Annotated in this window: 8 protein-coding genes; 1 reads left to right on the top strand and 7 read right to left on the bottom strand. The window is 41.5% G+C overall.

Translation table 11 applies throughout. The features are described 5' to 3' along the window. Positions 1-164 precede the first annotated feature (164 nt). The 5 genes from G4D82_RS11865 to katG form a co-directional block, all read right to left on the bottom strand. Entirely contained in the window at positions 165-1715 is a 1551-nt protein-coding gene (locus G4D82_RS11865; protein ID WP_166337510.1) for a serine hydrolase, read from the bottom strand. A gap of 6 nt (positions 1716-1721) precedes the next feature. Next, positions 1722-2519 carry a TrmH family RNA methyltransferase gene (locus G4D82_RS11860; protein WP_166337509.1) on the bottom strand — a complete coding sequence of 266 codons (798 nt, stop codon included), beginning with the start codon at positions 2517-2519 and terminating at the stop codon, positions 1722-1724. Between the two features lie 56 nt (positions 2520-2575). Further along, positions 2576-5632 (bottom strand): S8 family serine peptidase, encoded by a 3057-nt coding sequence (locus tag G4D82_RS11855; protein WP_166337508.1) that lies wholly within the window; start codon positions 5630-5632, stop codon positions 2576-2578. A 185-nt stretch (positions 5633-5817) separates the two neighbouring features. After that, complete coding sequence (locus G4D82_RS11850; protein WP_166337507.1) at positions 5818-6456, bottom strand: peroxiredoxin; 639 nt, start codon at positions 6454-6456, stop codon at positions 5818-5820. A 154-nt stretch (positions 6457-6610) separates the two neighbouring features. Next, positions 6611-8797, bottom strand: coding sequence for a catalase/peroxidase HPI (gene katG / locus G4D82_RS11845; protein ID WP_166337506.1), 2187 nt, complete (start codon positions 8795-8797; stop codon positions 6611-6613). Between the two features lie 188 nt (positions 8798-8985). Here katG and G4D82_RS11840 point away from each other — a divergent pair, with 188 nt between their 5' ends. Further along, positions 8986-10914 (top strand): amino acid permease, encoded by a 1929-nt coding sequence (locus G4D82_RS11840; RefSeq protein WP_166337505.1) that lies wholly within the window; start codon positions 8986-8988, stop codon positions 10912-10914. A 49-nt stretch (positions 10915-10963) separates the two neighbouring features. Here the strand turns inward: G4D82_RS11840 and G4D82_RS11835 are convergent, their stop codons facing one another. Then, positions 10964-11848 (bottom strand): T9SS type A sorting domain-containing protein, encoded by an 885-nt coding sequence (locus G4D82_RS11835; RefSeq protein ID WP_166337504.1) that lies wholly within the window; start codon positions 11846-11848, stop codon positions 10964-10966. A gap of 169 nt (positions 11849-12017) precedes the next feature. Continuing rightward, positions 12018-13223 (bottom strand): aminotransferase class V-fold PLP-dependent enzyme, encoded by a 1206-nt coding sequence (locus G4D82_RS11830; protein ID WP_166337503.1) that lies wholly within the window; start codon positions 13221-13223, stop codon positions 12018-12020. Positions 13224-13344: the final 121 nt, after the last annotated feature.

The raw sequence follows: 13344 nt of genomic DNA, 5'->3' as shown, positions 1-13344 counted from the left end.
TAAAATAAGAAATAAATTATTAACTATTCATTATTCATTATTCATTATTCATTATTCATTATTAATTGTATCAGGGCGTGCCCACAAGGGTCAGGCTGTTCACTATAGCCTTCGCTGCGCTGCGGGCTGCCGCTGCCATCCTTCACGCAAAAAAGTGCCCCGTATTAATTACTGTTTTGTATTGTGACTTTCGAGAAATCCAAATCGTGAAAATCATAGCTGAAATCGGTGAGTGGCGAAATTGCTTTCATTTTAATGTTGGTGTTGTCGGCAGAAAAAGTCAAAAAAGCATCTGCCAGAAAACTGCGGTTGTACCATTTTACCGCGAACGTATTCTCTTTATAAAAAAACACTTCTCCACTGAGTTGCGGCGAACGCACCGAGCGGAAGTAAAGTTTGCCTTTTCTCTCCGAAAGCACTATTTCACCAAGCCAATTGTCTTTAAAAGTGCCAGTATATTTCGGCAAATCAACCTTGATTTTGTTTTTGCTATTCTGCGCCACAGCAGCCCAAACTTCATCAGAAATCTTGTCGGCGTTGTCTTCTTTTTCTTTGCGTTGCTGGCTGTAAAGAGCCAAATAATCTTCAGATTTAATTCCGATGTAGCTGTCTTTGATGGTGTTCGAAATCGCGTTGAACGCCGCGCCATTTTGTTGGTTAGTCAGCACGATAATCCCGAGATTCAGTTCCGGAAGCATCAGAACTTGGGTGACGATTCCGTCGAGACCGCCGGTGTGCGATACCTGAAAGTTACCTTTTACTTCTGTGAGTTGCCAACCTAAACCATAAGATTTGAAATGGGAAAAGTAAGGTGCAACCGGTTTATTGGGCATTATGGTTTGCGCAGTCCACATTTCGCTGTGTTGTTTCTCGGAAAAGAGTTGTTTGTTATCGGCACCGTATTTTCCTTTTTGCAATTGCATGATCACCCATTTACTCAAATCATTCACAGACGAGTAAATTCCGGCGGCGGCATCAAAAACAGTATTCTTGTAGCGCTTGATGGCTTTGAGTTTTCCGTCGGTCGGAACGTGAGGCATAATTACATTCGAAGTATCTTTTAACCGGACAAATGACCCCGCGCTTTGGTTCATTTCGAGCGGTTTCATTATTCGGGTTTCTATAAACTCACCCCAAGTTTGCCCGCTGATTCTCTGGATTACCTCGCCGGCAACAATATAAAGCAAGTTATCATAATCGTATTTTGTGCGGAAAGCCGAAACCGGTTTTAGATATTGCAAGTTGTTGATAATGTCTTGGGTGGTGAAATTGTTCCCATCGGGCCATATCATTAAATCACCGGCACCTAAACCAAGGCCACTGCGGTGGGTGAGTAAGTCGCGAATAGTAAATTCTTGGGTCACATAATCATTATACATCTTAAATTCAGGAAGATATTGTGTGACTTTGTCGTCCCATTTGAGTTTGCCTTCATCCACCAGTATCGCTAAGGCTGCCGAAGTGAAAGCTTTGCTGTTGGAAGCGATACCAAAAAGTGTATTGGCATCTACCGGCTGGTGGGTTAAAATCGATCTTTCACCATAACCTTTAGCATGAATTATTTTTCCGTCTTTTACCACGCCGACCGCAATACCGGGAACCTCAAAAGTTTTTAAAGTCCTGCCCACCAAATCATCAATTTCGCTGGTGGTCATTTGAGCGTGAATAGTGGCACTAAAAGCAACGGAAAGGCATAGAAATACAATTTTCTTCATAAGGGACTATTTAAAATTACGTTGTCGTTTGGCTTCAAAAATAAGGATGGCTGCCGCTACGGAAACATTCATCGAGTCAATGACACCTTGCATCGGAATGATAATGTTGGCAGTAGCTTGGTCGCGCCATTCTTGGGTTAACCCTGTTGCTTCGGTTCCAACAACTAGGGCGGTCGGGGCGGTATAATCTTGCTTATGATATGGGATGGAATCTTGTAAAGTAGCACAATAAAAGCAGATTTTCTTGAGCTTTAGAAAATCAATGATTTCGGATGTGCTTCCCGTGGCGATTTGATTGGTAAACAAACAGCCCACACTAGACCGAACAATATTCGGATTGTACAAATCGCTTTTTGGGTTGGCAATAATTACGGCATCGAGGTTTGCGGCATCGGCTGTGCGCAACAAAGCGCCAATATTGCCGGGTTTCTCTGGCGCCTCGGCGACTAAAATCAGCGGGTTCTCAGACAGTTTTATGTCAGCCAGCGAATTTGATTTGGTTTCGGCAATCGCCAGTACTCCTTCAGTAGTGTCGCGATAAGCCAGCTTTTGGTAAACTTCTTTACTAATGCTAATCAGTTCGTAGTTTGAAATTTTATCAGTGGCTGTTTTGATTACTTGATCACTAATGATTTCCGGAACAAATAGGATGGTTTGAATGACATAGTTTCCTTTGATAGCCAATTCGAGTTCGCGCAGACCTTCGATAAGAAATGTACCGGACTGCTTGCGGGCTTTAGCTTTTTCCTGCAAAAGCACCAACGATTTAATAAAAGGATTCTGGATGGAGGTGATGAATTTCAATAGATGGGCATTTATATTAAAAATTGGCCCTGGAATGAAACAAGGCTAATTACCTATCAGTTTTTGAGGATTTTTACAGTCGATAAGGAAGTAGTTGTTTCAACTTTGAACAAATACTGCCCGTTACTAAGTGTTGCAATATCGAATACAAAACGGTTCGTATTTGGTGTCTCTGTTTTAATCAATTGTCCTAACATCGTATAAACGGAGATCGATTTAATATGCTCTGGGCATCTAAAATTCACTACCGATTTCGCCGGATTAGGGTAGCACTGTAATTGGTTTTTTTCAAAATCCGAAACACTTAACGCGGCACAACTCACATTGGCTGTCCATCCGGAAGCAGTTGTTGCACCATCAGAATAGAATCGGAAGGTCAGCTTTCCAGAAGGGTCGGTGGAAGTAACAGTTCCCGGGCTATTGGTTCCGGTAAATCCATATTCTTCGCCGATGAAAGGGTAGGTGGTATCTGGTCCGTTAAAAATCGTCAAACGATCTATTTGGTCTTCTAGTTCAAATGATGTAAAGACTACGGTAGCCTTTTCTCCCGGATGTGTCGGTGTAATGGTTGTGATGGTATATTCGCTATTACCGTAATTACTATCTAACCCTCCTGAATCAAAGAATACTCCGTCGATACAATGATTGATCAAAGTTGAAAACTCAGTAGAAGCCAATGCTGAAAATGTGTTATTACTGCAACTCGCACGAACATACACATCGTAACTGCTATAAGAATTCAACCCCGTAATGGTGTAGGAATTCGTATCCACGGTTAGGAAAGCACCTGTAGGCAAATTTCCGTGAGGCACCACGGCCACTTCAAAGCTTGAAGAACCGTTAGGATTACTCCAAGTCGCCAGTGCGCCGTTGATAGTAATGTTCGACAAGGAGATAAGAGTAGCATTGCTGCAAAGTGTTGTAAACTTGTAGGTGTCCGAATAGTTAGACAGGCCGCAAACATTATTTGATCTTACGCGCCAAAAATAGTCTGAGCCGAAATCCAAATCGCTTAGGTCTATTTCGTTGGTTACAACAGTAAACGTTTCAAAATCAGCTGTAAAATTTTCGTTTTTAGCAATTTCAACAGTGTAGCTTGCAGCATTCACTCCGATATTTTGCCAGGTTAATGTTGGATTGGTATAGTCAATGCTGATATTGTTCGCCGGCTGGTTCAAAGTTGGTCCGTTGACTAAATCATTTTGCACGACTAAAGTAAGCGTGAGGCTTGAATTGTATGATGATGACGTGGCGGTTAATGTCATCGTGTAGTTTCCTGGAGCGGTATTGCTTAATCCAGAAATAGTCACGGAGCCCGTTCCTCCGTTGGTAATATTGTCTGCATCGAAATTCGCCGAAGCGCCCGCCGGTAGTCCGATTAATCCAAATGAAACAGACTCAGAGAAAGCTGCAGGAGTTTTCAATTGATAAGTAAACACGGTTTGATCGGTCCCTTGACAATTTCTATTTAACAAACTACTATCAGAAGTCAATAGCATCGGTTTGGCTGAAACACCACTAATAATTAAAGAATAGTTCTGCAAGGTGTTGGTCAGGTTTCCTTTGTGGCTGACCGTTACCGTATAATTCCCGACAGCATTGGGGAGATCGATTTTCTCTACGTTATCTACCTTGTTGTCTGCTTGAGTAGCCGCTGCTTCAACGTCAGATGGGTCTAATTTCCAAGGATAAAAAGTTTGGTTGTTTTTTGTGATGCGGATATCTAGATCGTTCACCAAATTAGGTGTTGCCAAATCAATCGCACCTGAAATTATTTGTCCTGCAGGGTCGGTCCAGCAAATAGTTGCCATGATTGACTGGTTAGGGTTTAAAGGTTGGATGTCAAATGAGTACGATTTACCTTGCAACAGAGTGTTTTCTTGAATATAGGCTTGACTTCCCTCGTTCGTAATCAGGTTGGCTGCTCTTTCTGCGTTTAGTAAACCCCATCCGAATCGGTAATCTGGGCCATTGTCTGTTCCGGCTTCGTCTGCTGTATGAATCGCTAGACCGCGCAGGGTAGCTGCTCTCATGAAGCCGCCTCTCACATTTTTGTGGTGCTGTTGTAAAAGCAGTAAAGTACCAGCAACGTTAGGCGACGCCATCGACGTGCCGCTCATGGTTCCGTATGAATTGTTTGAATTAGAAGTGGACGATCTCACGTTGACTCCTTTTCCGCAAATATCTGGTTTAATTCGGCCATCATCAGTAGGCCCCCAGCTGCTAAAACCAGACATTGAAACACTTGAGGGAGAAATATAATTATTCACTTGACTTACTGCTGCCACAATTATGGCGTTCTTTGAGACGCTTTTTCCTGCTAATAAATCGTAACCTTGTTTGTCTTGGTTGTAACCACCATTGCGAGAATTACCTGCTGAATTGACGAACTGATAATAAGGTGCATTGAACATGACATTGTCAAAAGCTCTGGCGTCGCTATCATAACGTCCCCAATTGGCTAAAGATACATTGTCTGGATCATAACCATACGAGTGATTTGAAATCAAGAGTCCATTCGCGGCGGCATTAGTCACTTCATAGACATCATTGTCCCAATCATAAGCTCGTAAAGAAGCTTCGGATGCCATTCCTTTTGCGGCGGCATTGGCTGTGGCATTACCCATCATAGTTCCTGAAACATGGGTGGCATGGGCCGAAAGCACATTGGCTCCGTCGCCAAATGTTACACGACCAACCAACAAGTTATGAGTATCTCTTACTTTGCCGCCATCCCATATCCCAATGGTCATATTTTGGCCGTCTAGGCTCAAACCCAAACTTCCTCCGGAATTTAATTTGTTGGCACGCGTTGTTATGGCTGCACCTGCATTATCTGTAGTGAAATAGATAGGATTGTTGGCCTCATCCAAACGGATAAGTTCTGTCAGGCCTCCGTTAGGAGTTGTCCATTTGGTTTTCCAGTTTTTTTCGGCAGCCATCTTCCAAGCAGCAGCTTTTTGTGCTTTGAAAATAGAGTCGTAAATCGGAGCTAATTTATTAAGTTCTTTAACATTGGTTGCAGCGATGATACTTTGCTTTTCGGCTGCTGTTTGAGCAAGAGTAATGCTCGTAAAGAAAATAAATACCCAAAGGAATTTAGTTGACTTCATTATCATGAATAGGTTAAATTTTTCGGCTAAAGTAATTCAAAAAATGTTAACTTTCATTAAATCAATTGTTTTAGAAGAAGAAAAGATGTTAATTTCTTAAAGCCTTAGTAATCATGCGGTAAACTTTCAAAAAAAAATCCCATAGCTTTTTTACTACAGGATTTTTTGTGAATTTTTTTTGAATTTTAATGCGAACTCAAATACTCTGCGGTTCCTTTTCTATCAGCAGTCATCGCATCTTTACCTGCTTGCCAATTTGCTGGACAAACTTCTCCGTAAGTCTGAACATGTGTGTAAGCGTCAATCATTCTTAAGAATTCGTCGATGTTGCGCCCTAATGGCATATCGTTCACACTTTCGTGGAAGATTTTCCCTGTTTCATCAATTAAATAGGTGGCGCGGTAAGTCACGTTGGAGCCTTCAATCATCACCGAATCCGTATCTTCATTGTAAATAGTAGATTCGATATCCAGAATGCCTAAAATATTAGAGAGATTTCTATTGGTGTCAGCTAAAATAGGATACTTTACACCTTCGATTCCTCCGGCATTCTTTGGAGTATTCAACCATGCAAAATGGACTTCGTTTGTATCGCAAGAAGCACCGATGACCATCGTATTTCTTTTTTCAAATTCTTGCAAAGCCGATTGAAAGGCATGTAATTCAGTTGGGCAAACGAAAGTAAAGTCTTTTGGATACCAAAATAGGATTACTTTTTTCTTGTTTTGTACCGCTTCTTCATAAACGTTAATTTTGAGATCTTCGCCCATAAAAGAGATAGCATCTACGCTAAGGCTAGGGAATTTTTTTCCGACTAATGACATAGTATTAATATTTAAGATGGTAATAATTTGACGCTGCGAAGGTAATGATTAACTTCTGTATTCTTGTATGATTAATATCAGTTTTATTTGAAATAAAGCCAATAAAAAAGCACCTCTTTTCGAAGTGCTTTTATATAGAGGTATAATTTAAAACCTATAAATCAAAACGATCCAAATGCATCACTTTACTCCAAGCTTTCACAAAATCATCGACAAATTTTTGTTCGTTGCCACTTTCTGCATATACTTCGGCAAGTGCTCTGAGTTCTGAATGCGAACCAAAAATCAAATCAGCCCGAGTGGCCGTGAATTTTTTAGTTTGTGTTTTGCGGTCTTTACCTTCAAAGAAATCTCCTTTGTCATCGATGGCAGTCCATTTTATAGACAAATCCAACAGGTTTTTAAAGAAATCGTCACTCAGTGTGCCGGGTTTTTCAGTAAATACGCCGTGACTAGAACTGTCGTAATTGGTGTTCAGTACTCTTAATCCGCCGACAAGCACAGTCATTTCGGGCGCGGTCAATTCGAGTAATTGTGCCTTATCAACCAAAAGTGCTTCTGTGGTTGAATAGCAAGATGCAGCTTTGTAGTTTCTAAAACCATCTGCTTTAGGTTCCAGCACTTTAAACGAATCGATATCGGTTTGCTCTTGTGTAGCATCGGTTCTTCCGGCATGAAAAGGAACTTGAACCTCGTAACCTGCGGCATTTGCAGCTTTTTCAACGGCGGCATTTCCGGCCAGAACAATCAAATCGGCCATCGAGACTTTTTTGTTCGAAGTTTGGCGGTCGTTAAATGCTTTTTGAATCGATTCTAAAACTGATAAAACCCTTTTAAGTTGTTTTGGGTTATTGGCTTCCCAGCTAATTTGCGGTTCTAATCTGATGCGAGCTCCATTGGCACCTCCGCGTTTGTCTGAACCTCTGAAAGTAGAAGCAGAAGCCCAGGCTGTTGCGACCAATTCGGAGACGGTTAAGCCACTGTTCAAAACTTCAGATTTTAATCCAGAAATATCATTTGCATCAATCAGTTCGTGATTTAATGCCGGAATTGGGTCTTGCCAAATGAGTTCTTCGTCTGGCACCTCGCTTCCCAAGTATCTTGAACGCGGCCCCATATCGCGATGGGTGAGTTTGAACCATGCTCTGGCAAAAGCATCTTCAAAAGCTTCAAAGTTTTCTAAGAAATGTCGTGCGATTTTCTCATAAGCCGGATCCATTTTTAAAGACAAATCAGCAGTAGTCATCACCGGCGCATGTGTTTTGGATTTGTCATGCGCATCTTCAACCAATTTAGCCGCCGACTCATCAGTGGGAATCCATTGAAAAGCACCTGCCGGACTTTTAACTAGTTTCCAATCATATTTAAAAAGAGTGGTCAGATAGCCGTTGTCCCAAGTCGTAGGATTGGGTTTCCACGCGCCTTCAATTCCACTGGTGATGGTGTCGCCTGCCTTGCCGCTACCGTGTTTACTAATCCAGCCCATGCCCATTTGCTCGATTTCTGCACCTTCAGGTTCGCGCCCGACCAGAGCAGCATCGCCGGCTCCGTGTGACTTTCCAAAAGTGTGGCCGCCGGCAATCAAAGCTACTGTTTCTTCATCGTTCATGGCCATACGGGCAAAAGTTTCCCGAACGTCTTTTCCTGATGCAATCGGGTCGGGAACACCGTTTGGTCCTTCCGGATTCACATAAATAAGTCCCATTTGAACCGCGGCCAGTGGATCTTCAAGTTCTCGGTTGCCACTATAGCGTTTGTCACCCAGCCACTCAGTTTCGCTTCCCCAATAAATATCTTGTTCAGGTTCCCAGATATCTTCGCGCCCTCCGGCAAATCCGAAAGTTTTGAACCCCATCGATTCTAAGGCACAGTTTCCGGCGAGTATCATTAAATCTGCCCATGATAATTTCTTTCCGTATTTCTGTTTTATCGGCCAGAGCAACATTCTAGCTTTGTCTAGGTTGCCGTTATCTGGCCAACTGTTGATTGGGGCAAAACGTTGGTTTCCGGTTCCTGCGCCACCGCGTCCATCGTAAATTCTGTAGGTTCCGGCGCTGTGCCATGCCATTCTAATAAACAACGGACCGTAATGGCCATAATCTGCCGGCCACCAATCTTGTGAATCGGTCATGAGTTCGAAAATGTCTTTTTTAACAGCAGCTAAATCAAGAGATTTGAATGCCTCGGCATAATTAAAATCTGCATCCATCGGGTTGGATAAATTACTGTGTTGCCTGAGGATATTTAAGTTCAATCGGTTAGGCCACCAATCTTGGTTGCTGGTTCCGGAGGTTGAAGGTTTGTGGTGAAAAGGGCATTTGGCTTCATTTGAATGTTCCATCTTTAAGTTGTTTTGGTTTTATTGAATCAGTAACTAGTCAGTTCAAAAGTAGTTTCATTTTAGTTTGAATAAATTGTTTCTGATTATTAGTTTTTATTTTATAATAGCTTGTGGTTATTCTTTTACCTATCATCAAATCGTAATTGAATAATGTTATATTTGTTAGCTGTCAACGAAAAACAAAACTTATGGCCAACAATAAACTGTTTCGAAAAAAAACCGTTCAAGACATTTTAAAACAAGTAGAGAAAAATGAAACTGACGGGCATGCCGCTTTAGGAAAACACTTAACAACCAGAGATTTAACAGCTTTTGGAATTGCCGCTATCGTTGGGGCCGGAATTTTTAGTACTATCGGAAAGGCTAGCGCAGATGGTGGGCCAGCGGTCATTTTTCTTTTTCTTTTTACTGCCATAGCTTGTGGTTTTGCGGCTTTTGCTTATGCTGAATTTGCTTCTATGGTACCAGTTTCAGGTAGTGCCTATACTTATTCTTATGTAGCTTTTGGTGAAATCATCGCTTGGATTATTGGTTGGGCTTTGATTATGGAATACGCCATCGGAAACATCACCGTCGCCATTTCTTGGAGTGATTATTTCACGGGTTTGCTCGGCAGTATGAACATCCATTTGCCCGAATACATTCAGATGGATTATCTCACGGCATCTAACGGTTTTAAAGATGCTACAGCACTGATGCAAGGAGGAAAAAGTTTTGAAAATCTCAGTGCTGGTTTGCAAAGTGCCTATACAGCTTGGACAACAGCGCCGACTATTGGTTCGTTTCATTTTGTTGCTGATTTGCCGGCTTTGTTCATCATTATACTTATTACTGCGTTAGTTTATCGCGGAATGAAAGAATCGCGCAACGCTAGTAACTTGATGGTTGTAGTGAAATTATGCATCATCTTGTTAGTAATTGCTGTTGGTGTTTTTTACGTCGATACAGAGAATTGGAGCCCTTTTGCACCCAACGGAATCAGTGGCGTGCTGAAAGGAGTTTCTGCGGTTTTCTTTGCTTATATTGGTTTCGACGCCATTTCTACGACCGCCGAAGAATGTAAAAATCCGCAACGCGACTTGCCTCGCGGCATGATGTGGGCCATTATTATTTGTACGATTCTTTATATTGTGATTGCACTGGTTTTAACCGGTATGGTCAATTATACCGATCTGAATGTGGGCGATCCATTGGCTTTCGTTTTCGAGAAACTGAATTTAAAATGGATGTCGGGCATCATTGCGATAAGTGCCGTTGTAGCCATGGCAAGTGTATTGCTGGTTTTTCAAATGGGGCAACCTCGAATTTGGATGAGTATGAGCCGTGACGGTTTGTTGCCTAAAAGATATTCGCGAGTGCATCCGAAGTTCAAAACGCCTTCCTATGCCACTATTGTGACCGGTTTTGTGGTTGCGGTTCCGGCTTTATTCCTCAATTTAACGATGGTGACCGATTTGTGTAGTATCGGAACCTTGTTTGCTTTTGTGTTGGTTTGCGCCGGCGTGTTGGTTTTACAGAACAAGCCCGATATTCCTAGAGGTAAGTTCAAAACACCTTATGTGAATTCGAAGTTTATTTTTCCGGCCCTACTTTTAGTAGGTTTGATTTATGCATTTACTTATAACAAGCAAGCTACGATGGATTTCATCACTAATGAAAAGCAGGTCAATTCGCCAGAAGATATCGTGACTTCACTCGATCAAGCGCAAACCAAAATCGTTTATGAATTTTTGGTTTTTAAAAATGAAAGCGATGCTGTAAATAGCGATCTTGAGGCTTTGTTGAGTAAGTATAATAAGGATGAAGTTACCTATGAAAATCTGGTAGATTCATTACCAATAGACAATTCTTTAAAGTACCAAAGTGGGTTTAACCTATTCAAACACAAAATTCCAATGTGGATTTTCTTGATTGTTTTAATTGGTCTTGTCGTTTGGGCTTACCGACAAAATCTGTCTTTAATTCCGCTGCTCGGCTTGGTTTGTTGCTTATATATGATGGCCGAGCTCAGCGTATGGAACTGGATTTATTTTACCTGTTGGCTCCTGATTGGTTTGCTGATTTACTTTGGGTTTAGTTATAAAAACAGTAAACTCAATAGGAGCGAAGTTGAATAAAAATTAAAACCTTCAAGAATTTCAAGACGGTTTTTTTATAAAATTTGGTTTACGATTTTATCAATCTCCGGGTTGTCTTTCCAAGTTTGGAATTGATTTCAACTAAGTAAGTTCCTTTTTCTAATCCGCTGACATCCATTTTAATTGAAGTTGTAGCGGTTGCCGGTACATGCTTTTGTACCAGTTGCCCCAAAGCATTATACACCAATACCGATGAAGTATTGCTTGTGCTATCAATTTCTATAAATGAAACTGCTGGATTTGGGGCCAAGGTAATAACGGAATTCAGTTCAGGGTTTTCAACCGCCAAAACAGAACATACAGTTTCGCAATCTGTAATTAAATTCACAGTTGGTGGTACAAACGATACTGAATCCAATTCACCAGCATCGTAACACAAGGTTTGCAGCGATGAAGGAAACATAAATGAAGGTAACGCCGGCGGTGTATTTTCAGAGCTGCTTCTAGATGCATAGTATGTGGAAATGGTGTTGTTTTTAATAGAAATGTAAGTCAGGTTCGGATTGCCTTCAGCCCACAAACTCGTTGCCGGTGTGCCGCAAAGGCTGATTTCTGTTAGTAGGTTATTATTGCATTGTATATGTTGTAGTTGGTTCAAGGCATGCAAATCTACAGTAGCAACTTGATTGTCATTGAACCGCAACCTGATCAAGTTTGTGAAATATTCCACACCAACCAAACTGGAAATATTGAGCCCGTTGACGTACAACTCGTTAATTAAAAGTGCTTCATTCTGCTCAATTTCACCATTGTTGTTGGTGTCGATGGTGCTGTCACCTACCATATTGTTGTCGGTGTCGAGTAGGAGTGCAGTCAATAAGTAGTTTTTAAAATTCGTATCCGGAATATTCACAATTTGCCCGTAGAATGTAGCAGTTGAAAATAACATGAGCGAAAAGTATAGTTGCTTCATACCGAAGAATTTAATTACTGGATAGTTTTATCTAGATAAAGGTATAGGATTTCGTCCAAACATTAGCCCTTCAACTAGAATTCGGGGACTTTCAATTAGAATTCGCAAAAAAAAAATCCGTTGCAGCGATAAACTCAACGGATTATTCATTCTTTGAAAAATAGCTTGTCTAACTCAAAACGCCCAATTCGACCATGCAGGCGCGCATCATTTGGTAGGTTCTTTCGATGTCGTTGTCTAGACCAATCGAGAATCGGATTAGCCCATCAGTCAAGCCCATTTCGAGTTGTTCCTCTAGCGGAATTTCGCTTGAGGTGGAAGTTCCCGGCGCGCTGAACAGTGTTTTATAAAAGCCTAAACTCACTGCCAGATAACCCAAGTTGCGTTCTTGCATCAATTCCATTAAGGCGTTGGCTTTCTGTAAAGTTCCTACATCAATAGTCATCATACCGCCAAAACCGTATTCTGGGTTGATCATTTTTTTATAAACTTCGTGGCTCGGGTGGCTTTTCAAACCCGGATAAACCGTTTTCAAACCGTCGTGTTCAAATCGTTGCGCTAAATACAAAGCATTGGCACTGTGCTGTTTCATTCGGATATGGAGCGTTCTTAGATTTTTCATTACTGAGGCCGAACGCAGACTGTCCATGGTGGGCCCTAAAAGCATACTGGCTCCGTGGTTCACATCTTTCAAACTGTTGATGAATTCGCGCGAGGCACAAGTGACGCCCGCTACGGTATCACTACTGCCGTTGATATACTTAGTCAAACTGTGAATGACGATATCTGCACCCAGTTTTGCCGGCGCTACAGATAAGGGCGAAAAGGTATTGTCAACAACCAATTTAATATTGTGACGCTTTGCAATGGCCGCCAAACCCGCAATATCAGCTACTTCTAAAAGTGGGTTGCTAACGGTTTCGCAATAAAGTACTTTGGTGTTTTTGGTAATTGCAGCCTCGACCAAATCGAGTTTTGTAATATCCACAAATGTTGTCTGGATACCGAATCTCGGGACGAAATTTTTCAGGAAAGCGTAAGTTCCGCCGTAAATCGTCCGGCTCGAAACAATATGGTCGCCGTGGCTGCACAACTGTAACAGTGTCGGGGTAATGGCTCCCATTCCGGAGGCTGAAACGTTGGCCGCCTCTGTGCCTTCCATAGCAGCTAATGCTTGGTCTAGATATAAGTTACTTGGCGAGGAATGTCTGGAATACAAATAACACCCTTCGGCATTTCCTTCGAAGGTATCAAACATGGTTTTCGCCGATAAGAAAGTGTACGTGGAACTGTCTGAAATTGAAGGGTTCACGCCGCCAAATTCTCCAAAATATTGCAAGTCTTGAATGCGGTCGGCAGGATTAAAGTTTTCCATACTTTATCAATTTAGGTTAATTTATAAATGTAAAAATCATTAATATTAGTTTAATGTTCAATCAATAATTTGAAATATAGATTATAAAACTATCATAAGTTTATTTTGTAGATTTTTTTTC

This window comes from Flavobacterium lotistagni (genome assembly GCF_011392125.1).
Taxonomy (GTDB): domain Bacteria; phylum Bacteroidota; class Bacteroidia; order Flavobacteriales; family Flavobacteriaceae; genus Flavobacterium; species Flavobacterium lotistagni.
The sequence above is the reverse complement of the archived record's forward strand: the minus strand, read 5'-3'. Positions and strand labels throughout refer to the sequence as shown.